The 17,179-nt window shown below is 46.1% G+C and carries 19 protein-coding genes and 1 riboswitch; of the genes, 13 read left to right on the plus strand and 6 right to left on the minus strand.

Annotated features, from left to right (window positions below; genetic code table 11):
* Positions 1-7 precede the first annotated feature (7 nt).
* The 3 genes from NST47_RS08080 to NST47_RS08090 all read left to right on the plus strand — a co-directional run bounded on the left by NST47_RS08080 (position 8) and on the right by NST47_RS08090 (position 3,129).
* The gene (locus tag NST47_RS08080) at positions 8-1,465 is read left to right on the plus strand and encodes an arylsulfatase (RefSeq protein ID WP_341154672.1); all 1,458 of its coding nucleotides are present in this window, start codon (positions 8-10) and stop codon (positions 1,463-1,465) included.
* 122 nt (positions 1,466-1,587) lie between these two features.
* Positions 1,588-2,751 carry an MFS transporter gene (locus NST47_RS08085; RefSeq protein ID WP_341154673.1) on the plus strand — a complete coding sequence of 388 codons (1,164 nt, stop codon included), beginning with the start codon at positions 1,588-1,590 and terminating at the stop codon, positions 2,749-2,751.
* 27 nt (positions 2,752-2,778) lie between these two features.
* Positions 2,779-3,129 (plus strand): VOC family protein, encoded by a 351-nt coding sequence (locus NST47_RS08090; RefSeq protein ID WP_341154674.1) that lies wholly within the window; start codon positions 2,779-2,781, stop codon positions 3,127-3,129.
* A gap of 122 nt (positions 3,130-3,251) precedes the next feature.
* On the opposite strand, the gene NST47_RS08095 is transcribed toward NST47_RS08090, so the two are convergent.
* Positions 3,252-3,602 carry a winged helix-turn-helix transcriptional regulator gene (locus NST47_RS08095; RefSeq protein WP_341154675.1) on the minus strand — a complete coding sequence of 117 codons (351 nt, stop codon included), beginning with the start codon at positions 3,600-3,602 and terminating at the stop codon, positions 3,252-3,254.
* Positions 3,603-3,767: 165 nt separating this feature from the next.
* Between NST47_RS08095 and NST47_RS08100 the strand changes: the two genes are divergently transcribed.
* Positions 3,768-4,631 carry a VOC family protein gene (locus tag NST47_RS08100; protein ID WP_341154676.1) on the plus strand — a complete coding sequence of 288 codons (864 nt, stop codon included), beginning with the start codon at positions 3,768-3,770 and terminating at the stop codon, positions 4,629-4,631.
* Between the two features lie 22 nt (positions 4,632-4,653).
* Positions 4,654-5,298, plus strand: coding sequence for an NAD(P)-dependent oxidoreductase (locus NST47_RS08105; protein WP_341154677.1), 645 nt, complete (start codon positions 4,654-4,656; stop codon positions 5,296-5,298).
* A gap of 91 nt (positions 5,299-5,389) precedes the next feature.
* Here the strand turns inward: NST47_RS08105 and NST47_RS08110 are convergent, their stop codons facing one another.
* On the minus strand, positions 5,390-6,127 hold the full coding sequence (locus NST47_RS08110) for a Crp/Fnr family transcriptional regulator (RefSeq protein WP_445667447.1): 738 nt from the start codon (positions 6,125-6,127) through the stop codon (positions 5,390-5,392).
* Between the two features lie 309 nt (positions 6,128-6,436).
* On the opposite strand from NST47_RS08110, the gene NST47_RS08115 reads away from it, so the two are divergent.
* Positions 6,437-6,943, plus strand: coding sequence for a GAF domain-containing protein (locus NST47_RS08115; RefSeq protein WP_341154678.1), 507 nt, complete (start codon positions 6,437-6,439; stop codon positions 6,941-6,943).
* Between the two features lie 30 nt (positions 6,944-6,973).
* Here NST47_RS08115 and NST47_RS08120 read toward each other — a convergent pair whose 3' ends face one another.
* Both NST47_RS08120 and NST47_RS08125 read right to left on the minus strand, forming a co-directional pair.
* Positions 6,974-8,176 (minus strand): MFS transporter, encoded by a 1,203-nt coding sequence (locus NST47_RS08120; RefSeq protein ID WP_341154679.1) that lies wholly within the window; start codon positions 8,174-8,176, stop codon positions 6,974-6,976.
* Positions 8,177-8,187: 11 nt separating this feature from the next.
* Entirely contained in the window at positions 8,188-8,640 is a 453-nt protein-coding gene (locus NST47_RS08125) for a MarR family winged helix-turn-helix transcriptional regulator (RefSeq protein WP_341154680.1), read from the minus strand.
* 373 nt (positions 8,641-9,013) lie between these two features.
* On the opposite strand from NST47_RS08125, the gene NST47_RS08130 reads away from it, so the two are divergent.
* Entirely contained in the window at positions 9,014-9,664 is a 651-nt protein-coding gene (locus NST47_RS08130) for a response regulator transcription factor (RefSeq protein WP_341154681.1), read from the plus strand.
* A gap of 46 nt (positions 9,665-9,710) precedes the next feature.
* Positions 9,711-10,718 carry a PAS domain-containing sensor histidine kinase gene (locus NST47_RS08135; protein WP_341159629.1) on the plus strand — a complete coding sequence of 336 codons (1,008 nt, stop codon included), beginning with the start codon at positions 9,711-9,713 and terminating at the stop codon, positions 10,716-10,718.
* Positions 10,719-10,742: 24 nt separating this feature from the next.
* Here NST47_RS08135 and NST47_RS08140 read toward each other — a convergent pair whose 3' ends face one another.
* Both NST47_RS08140 and NST47_RS08145 read right to left on the minus strand, forming a co-directional pair.
* Complete coding sequence (locus tag NST47_RS08140) at positions 10,743-12,035, minus strand: arsenic transporter (RefSeq protein ID WP_341154682.1); 1,293 nt, start codon at positions 12,033-12,035, stop codon at positions 10,743-10,745.
* A 15-nt stretch (positions 12,036-12,050) separates the two neighbouring features.
* On the minus strand, positions 12,051-12,374 hold the full coding sequence (locus NST47_RS08145) for an ArsR/SmtB family transcription factor (protein ID WP_341154683.1): 324 nt from the start codon (positions 12,372-12,374) through the stop codon (positions 12,051-12,053).
* A 231-nt stretch (positions 12,375-12,605) separates the two neighbouring features.
* On the opposite strand from NST47_RS08145, the gene NST47_RS08150 reads away from it, so the two are divergent.
* From NST47_RS08150 to NST47_RS08170, 5 genes are all read left to right on the plus strand, one after another.
* Entirely contained in the window at positions 12,606-13,166 is a 561-nt protein-coding gene (locus tag NST47_RS08150; protein ID WP_341154684.1) for a DoxX family protein, read from the plus strand.
* Between the two features lie 104 nt (positions 13,167-13,270).
* Positions 13,271-13,888 carry a molybdenum cofactor guanylyltransferase gene (mobA, locus tag NST47_RS08155; RefSeq protein ID WP_341154685.1) on the plus strand — a complete coding sequence of 206 codons (618 nt, stop codon included), beginning with the start codon at positions 13,271-13,273 and terminating at the stop codon, positions 13,886-13,888.
* A gap of 134 nt (positions 13,889-14,022) precedes the next feature.
* Entirely contained in the window at positions 14,023-14,568 is a 546-nt protein-coding gene (locus NST47_RS08160; protein ID WP_341154686.1) for a hemerythrin domain-containing protein, read from the plus strand.
* Between the two features lie 117 nt (positions 14,569-14,685).
* A riboswitch (cyclic di-AMP (ydaO/yuaA leader) is annotated at positions 14,686-14,828 on the plus strand.
* Entirely contained in the window at positions 14,828-15,676 is an 849-nt protein-coding gene (locus NST47_RS08165) for a C40 family peptidase (RefSeq protein ID WP_341154687.1), read from the plus strand. It overlaps the preceding riboswitch by 1 nt.
* 193 nt (positions 15,677-15,869) lie before the next feature.
* Entirely contained in the window at positions 15,870-17,114 is a 1,245-nt protein-coding gene (locus tag NST47_RS08170) for an MFS transporter (protein ID WP_341154688.1), read from the plus strand.
* Positions 17,115-17,179: the final 65 nt, after the last annotated feature.

Here is a 17,179-nt window from a genome sequence, read left to right on the forward strand (position 1 = left end):
TATGTCAATGAAACCAAATATTTTGCTCATTACCGTGGATCAGATGCGTTGGGACTGCCTCGGGGTTATGGGACATCCCGTCATAGAAACTCCTAATCTGGATGCATTAGCGAACAAAGGGGTTTTATTCCGCAGCGCCTATTCGGCAACGCCAATCTGTATCCCGGCACGCGCTGCCATTATGACAGGTATGAGTCAACGTTCCCATGGCAGAGTCGGGTACGCGGAACGTATACCATGGAATTATGCACATACTTTGGCCGGTGAGCTGGCCAAGGCGAATTACCACACGCAATGCGTCGGCAAAATGCATGTGTATCCGACCCGGAATTTGTGCGGCTTTCACAACGTTGTGCTGCATGATGGTTACCTGCATCATAATCGGAGAAAGGATCATACGACAGCTGATACCCATTTTGACTCCTGTGACGATTATTTGCAATGGTTAAGGCAGATGACCGGAGCACAGACGGATTTGACCGATCTGGGATTAGACTGCAACGCCTCGACGGTAGCGCGTCCGTGGCATTTGGAGGAGCGATTGCATCCTACGAATTGGGCAGTTACACAATCGATTGATTTTTTGCGAAGAAGAGATCCAGGAAAGCCTTTCTTTCTGTGGACATCGTTTGTTCGGCCGCATTCACCACTTGACCCGCCACAGGCTTATTTCGATTTGTATAAGGACGTAGATATGCCGGATTCTCCAGTGGGAACCTGGGTAGACCAGCAGGCGGCAGAGCAGAGCAGGAATGACCCGACGATGCTGTTTGGCATTATAGCCAAGCGAAGGCTGGATCGTGCAAAAGCTGGATATTACGCGCTTATCACACATTTGGATGATCAGATCGGGAGACTGCTCAATGCTCTGCAGGAAGCCGGCGTACATCAGGATACGCTTATCGTGTTTACTTCGGATCATGGTGAGCTGATGGGTGATCATCATTTTTTCCGTAAAGGCTTGCCTTATGAAGGAAGCGCCAAGATTCCGTTGATTGTCTGTGACCCCGGAGGACAGATGGGCTTGAAGATCGGAAGTGAAGTCCGGGAGGTTGTGGAGCTGCGTGATATCATGCCTACATTGTTAGAAGCGGCAGGCGTTCCCATTCCCCACACCGTGGAAGGCAGCAGCGTATTGCCGTTATGCAAGGATAAATTTGAATGCTGGCGTTCGTACATTCACGGAGAGCATGCCTTGGGACAGCTATCCAATCATTATGTAACAGATGGAAAGGAGAAGTATATATGGTATTCACAAAGCGGCAGGGAACAGCTTTTTAATCTTGTCGATGATCCTCTGGAACTAACTGATCTGTCCGGCACGGATGAATATAAAACAAGGCTCAACGATTGGAGAACTATTCTTGTAAAAGAATTGGATGGGCGCGAGGAAGGATATGTCGATAATGGATACCTTGTTGCGGGTCGGAAGCCTCAAACGTATCTCAGTCATATCTCGGTCTAATTCTGGAAGGTGCGTCATTATCCCATTTCCTATGAAATGAAGGTGCTGATTTGTTCAGGCAGATCAAGGGGAACGCTCGTTATTGTCTTTTATTTGAACCGATGTTCCTTATTCCCTATAATATGGTTATTACGTATGCATCCGTCTATATGCTTGAATTAGGGCTGAGCCATTCACAAATTGGTCTTATTGCTACAATCGGATCTGTTCTGCAAGTGTTCACATCGCTCGGAAGCGGCTATTTAACAGACCGTTTGGGGCGAAAAAAAGCGTTGTTCATGTTTGACTTGTTATGTTGGAGCGTTCCGGCTCTGATCTGGATGTTTTCCAGTGATATATGGCATTTTGTCATTGCCGTTACTATTAATAGCCTGGTCAAAATTCCGACTACAGCCTTTTATTGTCTGCTGATAGAGGACACCCCTGCTGGGGTTCGATCCAAGGTGTTCTCCATTCTGCAATTTACCGGTGCTGCTGGAGGTGTGTTTGCTCCACTTGCGGCAATCCTAATTGCTTATTATGATCTCGTGACTTCGGTACGACTTCTGTATGCCTTTTTTTTCATGTGTACGACGATGATGGTGATAGCGAGACATTATTTTTTGTATGACACAGAAATCAGTGTCTCCAAAAGGGGGGAAGCCGTCAGCGATACCCTGCCAATGATCGTGAAGCAATACAGGTCTGCCGCAGGGTCATTGCTGCGCAATCGTTCTGTGCTGCCGATCATGTTTGTTTATGTGCTGTTTAATGTACAAATTATCGTTAAAAATACATTTCTGTCTGTCTATATGGTGGATTATTTAAATTTTGATACGATGACAATAGCCTGGTTTCCGGCGATTTCATCGATCTCGATGCTGGCGGCGCTGTTAGGGGTCATACCTCGTCTGAAGCAGAGCAGGATGTTTGTCTACATTACGATCGGTCTCTCTGTGACGGCCGTGTCCTATGTTTTGCTGCTTGTCTCACCGCCCAAAAGCTTTGTATTCGTAATCCTGATTACGGTTTTACATGCTATTGGAACGTTATTGATCCTACCGTTTCTGGAATCGTTCCTTTCGAACGTGGTCGAAGATGCCGAGCGTGCCAAATTTTATGCTCTATTCACGGTCTGCATCATGCTCTTCACTTCTCCGGCAGGTGCACTTGGCGGATGGTTCTATGACATACGACCGGGGATTCCCTTTCTCCTGATAGCCATTGGTTTAGTGGTATGCATGGGAGTCATGCTAGTAGAGGGAAAGCGAATAGGCAAGCAAATAATACGAACTCAAATTAAATGAAATAGTTAATAATTGGAGGCTGGAAAAATGAAGGTAAAGCGCATCGTTACCAATATAGAAACGCAGGATATTACCGCGGCTAAATCCTTTTATCAGGATGTGCTCGGCCTTGAGCTATTGATGGATCATGGCTGGATTGGAACCTACGGTTCTTCCGAGGAGATGAGCATTCAAATTAGCTTCGCTTCACAGGGGGGCAGCGGCACGCCTACGCCTGACCTATCGATTGAGGTTGATGATGTCGATGATGCGCTTGAACGCATGAAGAAGGCTGGTTTTCCAATACAATATGGGCCGGTTGATGAGCCCTGGGGCGTTCGGCGCTTCTACGTTCGCGATCCATTTGGCAGGCTGATTAACATTCTCGCTCATGTATAATCGGACTTACGATAAGGCATCGTATCGGGAGCTACCAAGGCTGTACAACACAGATAAGCATGAATTAGATAAAAAGGAACCTTCAGCTTGCCACAATAGTGGGCCTGAAGGTTCTTTTTGCATTATTCAAGCTCTGTCGCATCATCAGCTTCAACTTGTATCCAGTTCTCCGACCATAGTTCGATTTCTTTGATCAACGGGGCTAAAGCATGTCCTTTGTCGGTTAATGAATATTGGATGCGTACAGGGGTTTCCGGAAACACTTCTCTCAGGACGATCCCCTCCTGCTCTAATTCTTTAAGACGTTCTGACAGCAGTCTACCGCTAACAGGAAGTGCAGTCTCTAGTGAGTGAAATCGCTGGGTGCCACTCATCAGCTGATAAATAATGAGGATTGACCAGCGTTTGCTTAACAGCTGCATTCCTTTTTCGACTCTCGGACATAATGAAAATGGGATTACAGGCGAATTCATAGGTACGATCACCTCACAGTGTTGTAGATTTTCTTTTATTATATACTATTTATTATTAAGTTACAAAAAGTAAATATTAAACTTGACTTTAAAAAGTTATGATTGTATATTTAATTACAAAAAGTAACTTATATTCGTGATTATATTTTTAAGGAGAGCTGCATAATGAAAGATTCCATTCATCCCAATACGGTGCTCGGCGAGGTTCATTTAAAGGTTAGCAATCTGGCTCGCTCTATTCAGTTTTATAAGGAAGTTGTCGGATTACAGGTACTGGATCAAACGGCTGACAGTGCAAGATTTACTGTAGATGGGCACCAGGTCTTGTTAGCGATTCAAGAAGTAACAGGCACCATAGTACCGCGCAGATCCTCGGCAGGTCTGTATCATTTTGCAATTCTCGTTCCGGATCGTAAGACGCTGGGGTTATCATTAAGAAATCTGATTCAGTCCGGTATTCATATCGGGCAGGCGGATCATCTGGTGAGTGAGGCCCTATATATTGCTGACCCGGATAACAACGGTATTGAAATTTACAGAGACCGTCCTCGCGAGAGCTGGAAGCGTGATGCGCTGGGGAATTACAAAATGGCAACAGATCCGATCGATTGGGACGGCTTGCTTGCCGAAGCTGGTGACGAGTCTTGGACTGGATTGCCGCCTGGCACTATTATCGGGCATATTCATCTGCATGTGAGTAATTTGCAGCAGTCGAAAGCCTTTTATATCGACGTCCTCGGGTTTACGGTCGAACTGAATGGGGCGGCGAACATGGGAGCACTCTTCATAGCAGCCGGAGGCTACCATCATCATATCGGTCTGAATATTTGGGCGGGAGTCGGCGCACCTCTGGCACCTGCAGAAGGCACTGGATTGGCTTATTTCACCATCATTGTTCCGAACCAGACGGAGCTGCAAGCTGTCATTGAGCGGGTTAGCCAAGCAGGTATTGCCGTGAACGAGGCTAATGGAGCCTGGGCGCTGAAGGACCCTACCGGTATTGAAATCAGATTAGTTGTAAATAAATAAGAACAAGAAGGATGGGATCATGATGAGAATCGGAATTGTTGGAGCCAGTGGTAAAGCAGGCAGTCTTATTGCTAAAGAAGCTGTGGACAGAGGACATCAGGTAACAGCTATTGTCAGAAATGCATCAAAAATTTCCGTAGATGACCATGTTATGGTTTTGGAAAAGGAAGTGTTCGAGCTTACTTCTGATGATCTGCTGTCATTTGATGTCGTGGTGAATGCATTTGGCGCGCCAGCCGGGGAAGAACATCTTCATGTAGAAGCAGGCAATGTGTTAATTGAAGCTTTAAAGCAAGCACCTAACACCCGTTTGATCGTAGTAGGAGGTGCGGGGAGCTTGTTCGTTGATCCGGATAAAAAGCTGCAATTGTACAATACATCGGAGTTTCCAGCACAATATTTACCTACTGCCAGGAATCAAGGAGAAAACTTAAGAATTTTGCAGCAAACTGATTCGATTCAGTGGACGTTTATTAGTCCGTCTGCTTTCTTCTCACCAGAAGGTAAACGCACAGGAACCTATCAAAAAGGTCAGGATCACCTGCTCGTTAATTCTAAAGGAGAAAGCTATATCAGCTATGCCGACTATGCGATTGCTGTTGTAGATGAAATTGAAAAGCCACAGCATGTCAAGCAACGATTTACGGTAGTGTCCGAGGCTGAATAAGTAGGAAAATGAGTGCAATTGAACAGCCGCCGCTAGAGCAAATAACCTCCTTAAATTTGTAGGAGGTTTATTTGTTGTGTATGAAAGCCCCTTAAACGCGGCAAATTTCCTTAGGGCAGTTTTCACATTTGCAAATATCCTGAAGATAGTGGACATCATTAATGGTCAGCGTACCGTTTTCCATTGAGATTGCATCTTGTTTGCGCAGATCACTCAGCATCCGGTTCACACTTTCGCGGGTAGCGCCGATCATTTCGGCCATTTCCGAATTGTTGATTTTTTTGGTGATCTGGATGCAATCGCCTGCGGGAACACCATAGGAATTGCTTAAACGGATCAGCAGCGAGCAGAGTGCACCCGGTTTTCCATACAGCATGAGGTCACGGAATTTGGTTTGCGTCATCCGATGCATCATGCCCATCCACTTCATAAACTCAATGGCGAGATCACCATGCTGCCATAGCAAGGTTTCCAAATCCTTTTGCTGGATGATGCCGAACTCGGCGTCCTCCATAACCTCTGCATTAAAGGTATGTGCAGATTCCTGAAAAGGATCAATCTGTCCGAACATATCATCGGTATGATGCAGGTAAAGCGTAAGCTTTGTGCCAGCATCCGTAGTCTTCGTCAGCTTGACGAGACCTTTTTTAATATAATACAGGTAATCAGCGGGGTCACCCTCCCAGAACAGCAAGGTATCTGCCTTGGCGTGCTTGGTGTACATAATGCTGTGCAGTCTCTCCATATTTTCAGGTGAAAAGAAATTGGAAATTCCCTCTTTCGTATTTCCTTCTATGGAAGCTGCTTGCATATATTCATCAATGGCCATTCCAGCCATCCCCTCTCCGTATTGGATACCCTTATCATAGCGCGAACGCTCATAAAAAGGCATCGGGGGATCTCCTGATTTTTGGGAAGGGTAAAATGGCCTCTTACTGTGAGGAAAATCACAAGTCAGCTCAGGGTTATCCTTGAATTAGCTACGTTAAAGCCCAATTAGCCCCCATCATATTCCCTTACATGTTTTCAGGGAATTCCCTGACATACAAGGAAGGTCCACAGCGTTACAATAGAACAACACGCAGGGCATGATCTCGAGCAACACAACGAAGTACATCATTTATAAGGGGGAGCGGGCATGGTGGAATACGAAGGGGATCCTATGAGAAGACTTATAGATCATCTGCGAATCAGCTCGTCCCATGACTTTGCAGCTTTGGCGCTCCCGCGGGAGGACGGACGAACCTATGCCTGGTATTACGCCAGCGGTAATCTGAATCATCGCTATAAGGGGATGGTCGTGAAACGCGGAAAAGGGCTTCCAGGTTTAGCTTGGAGGCTTGGTGAAGCCGTTATTAGCGATTCCTCATCAAGCGGTACAGCCAAAGAGAAGCTGGATTGTGCTTTAATGACTGCGGAAGGACTGCACGCTGCAGCAGCTGTACCCATAGGTCCATTAGCAGCCCCGAGCGGAATTATTATGGTAGGAGCCCGTCAAGCCCGGATGTACACGACAACCGAGCTGCAATACCTGGATTCCTGCGCCATTGAGGTCGGTCGTGCTATTCAAATTCATAACCATGGACTTCATACAAAACAGAGCCATAATCCACAGCCATCCGCATTTGAGACTGGACCGATTTAAGAGCAAAGGGCTGCCGCGATAGTGAGTGGTTTATTTAGTAACAACCGGCTGCGCTCTTTTTGTAGCTGATATCCATTGAACCACCACATACACAATAAGAAACAAGATCATAAATCCTGCCGAATAACGATACATGATCGCGTAATCGGACATGGACGAGATTGCCCCGAGAATTAACGCACCTGCGGCTATTCCCAGGTCTGTGGTGTTATAGAACATACTGTTCGCCATTCCGTACTGCTCCTTGGTTGAGGACCGAAGCATCCAGGCTTGAAGGGTTGGCTGGATCGCACCAAAGCCAAGTCCATATAATAGAGCAGACACGATGAGCATGGACATCGATGTCGTATAGGAAAGCACCATCAAGCTTGCCACGACACTGACAGCTGCTGGAATGAGAACGGCCGCAGGTCCCTTTCTGTCAAAAACTTTACCGGAAATAGGGCGGATCAAAATGATGGTAAAGGCATTAAATAAGAAAAACAGACCCACCTGGTCGAGATGTCTCATTTCGCCGTACAAGGCAATAAAGCTGAGCAAGCCGCTGTAGGTCACTGCCAGTATGACGTTCAGCAGTGAAGGAAACAACAGTTTTGTATTAAAAGCCGTTTTGGGTTGCGAGCCTTCACCTGCAGTATGATTCGTGCTGGGAGCGGGTGGAATCGCGCGGGACAACAGAATGATCGGGAAAATCAAAATAATGGCAGCGGTGCTGATGATCGCCAACATACTGAACCCATAATGCTTCATCACATTTAATCCAATCATAGGCCCTATAGACATGGCAAGGCTGGTAGAATGGCCAAAATAGCCAATGCCTTCCCCGAGTCTCTTCGCAGGTATAATTTGCGATACCAGTGTAGGTATGATCGTACTCACCATCCCGAATCCGACACCAAAGCCGACGCGCATGATTAGCATCGAACCTATGGAGCCAGCCCATATCGTAATGCCGGTCATCACGGAAGCAATGACCAGTCCGGCAAACAAAATCACATTACGGTGCACCCTGCGCATTAATACCGCGCTCAAAAAGCGCGACAGGATGGCGGTTATCGCAAACACGCTGGTCACAAGGCTGACAGATAGGTCACCTATATGAAATTCATTTTTGACATACGCGGGGAAAGAAGACAGCATCATTTGCAGATTTAAAAATAAAAGCAATGAACAGATGGTTAAAGAAATAAACGGTTTCGTCCATAATTTTTGTGGTTGAACAGGATTCGGCATAGCGGTGGCGCCTACTTTCTTTCTGTTAATTCGTTTGCGTGATTGTTGATCCGAAGAAGAAGCTCAATAAGCAGATCATATTCGTCATCCGATACACACTGCTTAACATCCTCAGAGACTTGATGCTCGATCGGGGTCGTCTTCAGGATCACCGATCTGCCTTTATCCGTGATATGAACGAGAAACGAGCGTCGATCATTTTCTCCGATTTTCTTATAGATGAAGCCCTTGCCCTCCAAATGATCAAGAATGCGGGTTGTCGTCGGTTTATCTTTTCCTGAAAGCAAGGCAATATCCTTTTGGATCATGCCGTTAGTTTTGTCGATCTGGTACAATACAGACCATTGCTCAGGCGTAATGTCATACTCTTTGAGCCTGTGCTGGAGGAGATTCGTTAATTTACGGTAGGTCATGCCCATGATGAAGCCGACTGAACGATCTAAACCGTTAAAGTTAGTTGTCATAGTAATCTTTCCTTTTCGTTATATTCATCATATAGTTGTTTAGACAATTATATGTAAGACAACTAATATTGTCAATGCATTACGCATAATGCCAGCTCGATAAATAATAAATAATCGCTGGAATCGGCTGCATCGTTGTAGGGGTTCGTTTTTTTTGTTACGATAATTAAAGGAAGAAGTTTGCTCTGCAAACTATAAAAGTCCGGTGAAGAACGAGCGCAGCGGCCAAATGATCCTGGAGAAGCGTAAGCGTTCGCCTTTGAAATCGTGAATAAACCTCTTCATCTCATCCAATTTCACGATTTCAACAGCGATCGGAAGGATATTTGGCCGTCCAGCGAGACTTATTCACCGGACTTCTAAGGAGGATAACATGATCAAGCTATGTATTGTCGATGACCATGCGGTCGTTCGTTCCGGACTCATGATGCTCTTGAATGCCAAGGAAGATATGGAGGTCATCGGGGAAGCGTCCGAAGGAAATGAGGCTATTGAATTGGCATTGAGGTTGCATCCGGATGTCGTACTAATGGATTTAAGTATGCCTCACGGCAAGGACGGGCTAACTGCAGCCAAGGAATTGAAGCAGGTGTCACCTGACATAGCTATTCTTATTTTGACTATGCATGATGATGACGAATATTTATTCCGGGCGATTCATGCCGGAGCTTCAGGATATATTCTCAAAACAGCCCCACATGACGAGCTGTTAACGGCAATCCGTTCGGTCGCCGCAGGCAATGCATATTTATATCCGACAGCAACCAAACGATTAATGATTGAATATGTAGATCGACTTCGTGATGGAGAGGGCAGCAGCATGGAGACACTCTCGGAGCGTGAAACGGAAGTGGTATCTTTGGTCGCCAAGGGCTACAGCAACAAGGAAGTGGCGGAGCAGCTTGTAATCAGTGTAAAAACCGTTGAGTCGCATAAAGCCAATGTGATGGAAAAGCTCGGTCTCAAGACAAGGCCGGAGCTTGTTAAATATGCAATGAAAAGGGGGCTGCTGAATTTTGAATAACAAGCCTGATCCGGAATATTCGGAACAAGGAAACACACCCAACATAATGGAGCAGCATACCGGTGCTTTGAAACAGCTTGCTGATCTAAAATTTGCTCTGGATGAATCGTCAATAGTGGCAATGACTGACGACAAGGGTATCATTCGCTATGTCAACGATAAATTTTGTGAAATTTCCAAATATGATCGGGAAGAACTGATCGGACGGGATCATCGGATCATCAACTCAGGTTATCATGATAAAGCTTTTATGAATGATTTATGGGGGACGATTACTGCTGGTAAGGTATGGCGCGGCGACATCAAAAACCGTTCCAAGGATGGCAGCTATTATTGGGTCAATACGACGATTGTTCCTTTTATCGGCGAGCAGGGGAAGCCTTATCAGTATTGGGCGATTCGTAATGAAGTGACCGAGCTGAAGCGGGTGCAGGAAGAATTGCAGCAGATGATGAAGCAGGTCATGCACATACAAGAGGAAGAACGGCGGCGATTTTCCCGTGAGCTGCATGATGGTATCGGTCAAAGCTTGTTTTCGCTGATCATTCAGATGGATCGTTTGATTGGGGACGATGTTCATTCCGACCTGGGAGCCATTCGGACGCATGTCTCTCATATTATTGAGGACGTACGCGAGCTGGCCTGGGAGCTAAGACCCTCGGTACTGGATGATCTCGGCGTCGTGCCGGCGATTCGCACGTATATCGATAATTTTTCCGAGCATTATGGAATCAAGGTCAGCTTGGATACCAATCTGCGTAAAAGACTGGGAGCACCGGAAGAAACGACTATTTATCGAACCATACAAGAGGCTTTAACCAATGTAGGAAAATATGCGGACGTCGATCAGGCTATGGTCAGTGTGCAGGTGCTTGCAGACAGCGTAAGAGTTGAAATCGTCGATGCAGGAAAAGGTTTTGTACGCGAGGCAGTGTCCCGAGGTGTCGGTTTGTTTAGTATGGAGGAACGTGCCCGTGCTGTAGGAGGCCAGTTAACGATTCATTCGGAACCCGGAGAGGGGACTCGTGTATTGTTGGTAGTCCCATATCCGTGAAGAGGGTTCAGTTAGGTGATGGGGTCATGAGATTAGCCAAAGCCAACCATATAGCCCGATTAACGTAATCAATAGTGTAGGAATCGTAAGGATAATACCGATTTTAAAATAGTAGCCCCATGTGATGGTCACACCTTTTCGAGCCAGTACATGCAGCCATAGGAGCGTAGCCAATGAACCGATGGGCGTAATTTTGGGGCCCAGATCGGAACCGATCACGTTGGCATAAATTAAAGCTTCGCGAGTAACCCCTGCTGTGTTCGTACCTTTGATTGCCAGCGCATCGATCATCACTGTCGGCAGGTTGTTCATTACAGATGACAGCAGGGCCGCGATAAATCCCATACCCAGTGTAGCCGCAAGCAATCCTTGATCTGCAATGGCCTGGATGAGTGCTCCCAATTGATCTGTGAGACCTGCATTGCGCAGACCATAGACAACTACATACATCCCGATAGAGAATACAACGACAGACCACGGAGCCTGCTGAATGACCCGCTTGGTGTCAATCGCCGGACTTCGATGAGCAGCAATAACAAATGAAACAGCGGCAATGCCGGCAATGATCGAGACGGGCACATGGAGAAATTCACTAAGCAGATAACCGAACAGAAGCACCGCCAGAATGATCCAGGATATACGAAACAGACGGATATCTTTGATTGCCTCACGGGGTTGCTTCAACTGTTGAGCATCGTAATGCTTGGGAATACCTTTGCGAAATACCAGATACAGCACAAGTGTACTCGCAGCTAGTGAAAAGAAATTAGGAACGATCATCCGGCTTGCATATTCCACAAAACCAATGCCAAAATAATCAGCCGAGACGATATTCACCAGATTGCTTACGACCAAAGGCAGTGATGTGGTGTCCGCGATAAAGCCGCTGGCCATAATGAAAGGCAGAATCATCCGATCCTCGAATTTCAGTGCACGGACCATGGCAAGCACGATAGGAGTCAGGATCAGTGCAGCCCCATCATTAGCGAACAATGCGGACACAGCAGCCCCCAGCAGAACCACGTACACGAACATGACCATACCGTTGCCTTTGGCCATCCGCACAACATGCAGCGCTGCCCATTCGAAGAAACCAATCTCATCGAGAATAATAGAGAAGAGAATAATTCCGACAAAAGCGAGCGTAGCATTCCACACGATTAGCGTTACATCCCTCACGTCCATGAAGCTAACGACTCCGCACAGCAGCGCAAGGACCGCTCCTCCCACAGCAGACCACCCGATGCTCAGCCCCTTGGGCTGCCAGATGACAAAAACCAGGGTAACCACAAAAATAAGAAAAGCTGTGTAAACCATACTAACCTCCTGAGCTTAAGTACAGCATTCATTATCTTCACATCCCAGCGGTTTGAGCTGTTCTTTCTGTGAAGGGATATGCTTAAGAATTTCGGACACATAAGGCTTGTCTTGAATATGCAACGAATAGTAAACCCATTGACCTTTTTTCGTCTCCTTGACGAGACCGCCATCTTTTAATTTACGCATATGCTGACTGATGTTGGGCTGGCTGGTTTGCAGGATGTCGACAATTTCACATACACATAATTCCCTTTCCTTCAACAAGGCGATGATCGTTAATCGGTTCTTATCTCCCAGCAGCTTTAAAACGTCTGCTATTTCTTGAATTTGACTCATATGTACTCCTTTCCAGCAATAATCATTTATCATTTTCGCATACTCAATTTCATTTGTAAATCATTATATAATCATTTAGTTATATATATATGTTTCTTGAGTCACTGTGATCTATTTAACAGCGCTGCTTACCCTGGAGTAGTAAATTATAGTCATGGAGAACAAATAAACCTAAGCAGTGAACCAAGAAACAGATGAATGTCATTCACTACCAATTAGGAGATGGATAAGATGATGAAATGGATGCGGGAAAATGTATACGCGGCGGGAATTTTTTGTTTGCTTCGGATTTACCTGGGCTGGGAATGGGCAACAGCAGGCTTTCATAAGCTGACAGGCGGGTTTGATGCTACCGGATTTATCAAAGGGGCTGTGACCAAGCCAGTCATCGATAAGGCGACCAATGAGCTGATATATCCGACCTTTACAGCATTTCTTGAGCATTTTGCACTGCCGAATGCAGCGGTATTTAATGTGGTGATCCCTATTGGGGAGCTGCTGGTCGGATTGGGACTTATCGTCGGTGCGCTTACGACGGCAGCTGCATTTTTCGGACTGCTCATGAACTTTATGTTTATGTTTGCAGGCACCGTTAGCACCAACCCGTGGTTAATCTTGCTTGGTGGGATTATTTTTATAGCTGGCACGAATGCAGGGAGATTTGGTGTTGACCATTACCTGGCACCAATGGCACGTAAGCTCATCAACAAATACAAAAAAGACAAAAATGACAAAAATGACAGACCAGTTCATCCAACAACTGGGGGTACGCACAGACGAGCGCATGCTTAACTGCACATGGTTGAATGGACATATAAGAGCTGGAGTGCAGTCGAGCTGGCTGTGCTTCCAGCCTCTTTGAATAATTGGGCCACCTTCGAAAGGAGAGGATGGATATGCTGTCAGGAATTATTTTGGCAGGCGGAGACAGCTTGCGTATGAACGGTGAAAATAAAAGCTTGCTGAGCCTGGACAATGAGGTCTTGATTCTGCGCCAGATCCGAATCATGCGGGAGTTGTGCAGTGAAGTCATTATTGTGACCAACACGCCGAAGCATTTCCTGCGACTGGTTGATACCTCCGTGAGAATCATTACGGATTATATACCGGGAAAAGGGCCTCTAAGCGGAATGCACGCCGGTCTTACGTTATCCCGTAACCAAAGCGCCTGGGTAGTTGGCTGCGATATGCCATTTTTATCACCTGCTGCGGCTGAGCTAATGCTGCGCAAGAAAAAGAGTGGTCTGGACGCAATCATCCCCTGGTTACAAGGTGTTATGCATCCTCTGCATGCTATTTATGACAGAGATTGTGCGGGGCACATTTGGACATTATTGAAACACCAGGATACAGAATTATCCTCTCTGAGGAAGGGTTTATTATGGCAGGAAGCAGTTGAGTCCGAGTTCCAGTCAGCTGGCATCGATTGCAGCTTTGTCACCACAATCAAGACAAGGGATGATTACTTTCTTGCGCAACAGCATCTGGAGATGACTAAGGTGCGGTCCGGATAAATATACATGATAGTAAAAGTGAAAAGCGAATTTTCATGACCATGCTTACAATGCTGGTTTTCGCTAAAGTAAGACCAAAGATTATGCTTACGATGCTGGTTTCACTAAAGTGAAACCCGGAGGAGGAATCAACAATGAACATGTATCAAAAGCCGCGAGTAGAGATGACTAAGGCACCGATGACAGCTATTTCAGAAGGGCTGGAGCGCTTGAAGCAAGAGCATGGGGAGCTCAAGCAGGTTTTAATGGAAATGGAAAAACAGGCGAAGCAGGTTGAGTCCGCACCTGAGCGTTTTGGAGCGCTGCAGTCGCTGCTGAATTTAAGACTATGGGCACTCGCATTTCGGGAAGAGCTTGAACGGCATTCCAATTGGGAGGAGCTTGAGCTGTTTCCTTTCCTAACCTCTTATATAGAGCGTAAAATGTCTCCCTCCATACTGCCCTCCTTCTGGTCGTTAGAGAAAGATCATGAGCTGGCCGATGAGCATATGCAAGCCTTCCTGAGGTCAGTTCATTTGCTAAAGGCAAATCCGGAGGCTATGGGCTACAATCAGGCCGCTGCCTATCTGATTCAAGCTTGTCACATTTTGCAGGAGCATTTGGCTAAGGAAGAGCAGCTTGTTTTTCCTTTGACCCAACAGGTTCTGGACGATATCAATGGAGCGGCAGCCAACCTTTAATTGCTATTGAATTGGTAAAAATATGTCGAAAAATAAAATGAATATGTAATTAATTGTTAAATAATTCGAAATAGTTGTTTAAAGAATTTGAATTTTGGGTAAAGGTTGTGCTACTCTGTTAAAAAAAGGCCGAATCCAGTTCATCACAAGAGCTGGTACGGGGGATTCTTTATATGGGGTGAATGTTCGTCTGTCTCGAACTAGGGAAAACCTCTTCCCGAATCCGTCAACTAACCTCGAAGGCCGCAGGAGGAACAACTTGATATTATTACGGAAGCAGTTTATTTGGTTTATCGCTTTTTTTATGTTTGGTCTGTTGGCTGTTATGCATGCAGGAACTGCTCAGGCAGCGTCGTCTGATGAGGTCAGGATACAAATTAATGATTACCTGGTGACCTTTCCAGACGCCAAGCCCTACATCGATGGCAGCAATAATTTGCAGGTGCCTCTAAGAGTGCTGATTGAACAGTTGGGGTACCAGATGGAATGGAGCAAGAAGGAACAGGCGATACAGGTTACGCTAAGCAGCAAGCAGCAGAAGGTCGAATTGCAAACGGGTGACAGTCGAGTGCTTGTGAATGGAAAAACCGTTACCTTGGAATCAACTCCGCTGTTGTCTCAGCAAACGGTGTATGTACCTCTCCGATTCGTATCGGAAACGTTTGGCTATCAAATTCAGTGGGATGCGGTCAACAAGCTTGCGATCATAGATGCGGATGGTCAGTATCATGCTCCGGTTTGGTACGCACCTAAGCCCAAGGCTTCGATCCTGCAATCCGCATATAACTATTTGGGTGTTCCTTATGTGTGGGGTGGCAGCTCGCCGAATGGATTTGATTGCTCAGGATATGTAGGCTATATTTTTCAGTTAAGCGGAGTTCAATTGCCCAGAACATCGGCAGAAATGTACAGTTCGGCAGGTACTCGGGTTATGGATATTCAAGAAGGTGACCTGGTGTTTTTTGCTGAAGGGCGAAGAACCTCTCATGTAGGTATTTATATTGGCAATGATCAATTCATCTCGGCTACTTCCTATGGTGGTGTCACGGTTGCCAGCTTGAACAGCGGTTATTGGGGTTCCAGATACATAGGGGCAAAACGGTTGTAGCAGAGGCAGCAATCATATCGAATTATTCAGACCTGCCGAAGGGCGGGTCTTTTGTGTTAATATCAGAATATATAGCTTTCAACGGAGCTGATCAGAATTCAAATAAAGCATCCTCTACGACATGAATGCAGACTTATCGGAATAAGCATAGATTCAGTTGGTTGTTAGTCTGAATGTAAAAGAGGCGAGTACGTTGTTCAATAAACTGCAAGGGAACGCCCGCGGATGCTTGATTTATGAGCCCATGTTCATAGTCCCTTATAGCCTATATCTCACCTATGCTTCCATCTACATGCTGGAGCTTGGAATTACGGAGACCGAAATTGGGCTGGTGACTTCACTTGGGCTGGTGCTGCAAATATTTACTTCATTAATCAGCGGCTATTTAACGGATCGCATGGGACGCAAGCGAGCACTGTTGATCTATGATTTGGTTAGCTGGAGTGTGGCTACGCTGCTGTGGATGACAGCCCAGAACGTCTGGTTTTTTGTGATAGCGGCTGCGTTCAACAGCTTTCAAAAGGTGCCCAATACCGCGTGGTACTGTTTGCTCGTTGAAGGGACACACCCTAAGGACCGTGCTTATATTTTCTCGACGCTGCAATTTATTAGTGTGGCAAGTGGATTGCTCGCACCGCTGGGAGGACTTCTGGTAGAGCGTTACACATTAGTTTCTGCCGAGCGAATGATGTATGGATTAGCCTTTGTCAGTATGACAGCGATGTTCTTTTGCCGCCATTTTGCGACCTATGAGACCGAAATCGGGATCAGGAAAATGAAGGAGCACGCCTCTTTTCAATGGAAAGCGCTTTTACTGGAGTACATAATTGTATTGAGGACGATTGTCGCGAACAAGGCGCTGCTGCTCGTATTTGGTATTTATGTGCTGTATCAATTTCAGCTGACGATGCGCAATACGTATTTATCGATTTACCTGGTGCAATCGCTGCAATTCGATGCGGTTTGGATTGCCTGGCTGCCTGCTGTGACGTCCGTAGCGACTTTACTGCTGCTGTTCTTCTATATACCAAGATTAAATCGGGATCGCATGAATACGTATATGTTGGTCGGCCTGTTCATTTGCACGGCAGCCTATATTATACAGATTGTGACGCCGCCCGGTGCAGTCATGCCGATCCTGCTCAGCACGGTGCTCACGGCAGCAGGCAGCATTATTGTGTACCCGAACTTGGAGGCAGCTGTACAGAATGCTATTGATGATGATAAGCGAGCAAGTATTTTTTCGATTTTATCCGTACTGATTCTGATCTTTATTTCACCTGCAGGTTTGATTGGCGGCTGGACCTATTCGATCGATCCGAGGCTTCCTTTTATCCTTATCATCGCCGCATTTATATGGAGTGCTGTCCTGATGCTGCTGTATATCCGACAAACCGGGAAATCTGCCAACATGGAGAATACGAGAAATGAAGGATAAGCAGGAAATATGTCAATTAATGCCGAATATCTTGTGGACACCAAATAAAAGATTTTGATTGATCT

The organism is Paenibacillus sp. FSL H8-0034, from assembly GCF_038000305.1.
Taxonomy (GTDB): Bacteria; Bacillota; Bacilli; order Paenibacillales; family NBRC-103111; genus Paenibacillus_S.

Coding starts and splice junctions, on each gene's coding strand:
- NST47_RS08110 (WP_445667447.1), bottom strand. CDS start 6,127: ATGGCCATTGATGAATATATGCAAGCAGCTTCCATAGAAGGAAATACG.
- NST47_RS08095 (WP_341154675.1), bottom strand. CDS start 3,602: ATGAATTCGCCTGTAATCCCATTTTCATTATGTCCGAGAGTCGAAAAA.
- NST47_RS08085 (WP_341154673.1), top strand. CDS start 1,588: ATGGTTATTACGTATGCATCCGTCTATATGCTTGAATTAGGGCTGAGC.
- NST47_RS08150 (WP_341154684.1), top strand. CDS start 12,606: ATGATGAAATGGATGCGGGAAAATGTATACGCGGCGGGAATTTTTTGT.
- NST47_RS08115 (WP_341154678.1), top strand. CDS start 6,437: ATGGTGGAATACGAAGGGGATCCTATGAGAAGACTTATAGATCATCTG.
- mobA (WP_341154685.1), top strand. CDS start 13,271: ATGCTGTCAGGAATTATTTTGGCAGGCGGAGACAGCTTGCGTATGAAC.
- NST47_RS08100 (WP_341154676.1), top strand. CDS start 3,768: ATGAAAGATTCCATTCATCCCAATACGGTGCTCGGCGAGGTTCATTTA.
- NST47_RS08140 (WP_341154682.1), bottom strand. CDS start 12,035: ATGGTTTACACAGCTTTTCTTATTTTTGTGGTTACCCTGGTTTTTGTC.
- NST47_RS08135 (WP_341159629.1), top strand. CDS start 9,711: ATGGAGCAGCATACCGGTGCTTTGAAACAGCTTGCTGATCTAAAATTT.
- NST47_RS08145 (WP_341154683.1), bottom strand. CDS start 12,374: ATGAGTCAAATTCAAGAAATAGCAGACGTTTTAAAGCTGCTGGGAGAT.
- NST47_RS08090 (WP_341154674.1), top strand. CDS start 2,779: ATGAAGGTAAAGCGCATCGTTACCAATATAGAAACGCAGGATATTACC.
- NST47_RS08160 (WP_341154686.1), top strand. CDS start 14,023: ATGAACATGTATCAAAAGCCGCGAGTAGAGATGACTAAGGCACCGATG.
- NST47_RS08125 (WP_341154680.1), bottom strand. CDS start 8,640: ATGACAACTAACTTTAACGGTTTAGATCGTTCAGTCGGCTTCATCATG.
- NST47_RS08120 (WP_341154679.1), bottom strand. CDS start 8,176: ATGCCGAATCCTGTTCAACCACAAAAATTATGGACGAAACCGTTTATT.
- NST47_RS08105 (WP_341154677.1), top strand. CDS start 4,654: ATGAGAATCGGAATTGTTGGAGCCAGTGGTAAAGCAGGCAGTCTTATT.
- NST47_RS08130 (WP_341154681.1), top strand. CDS start 9,014: ATGATCAAGCTATGTATTGTCGATGACCATGCGGTCGTTCGTTCCGGA.
- NST47_RS08080 (WP_341154672.1), top strand. CDS start 8: ATGAAACCAAATATTTTGCTCATTACCGTGGATCAGATGCGTTGGGAC.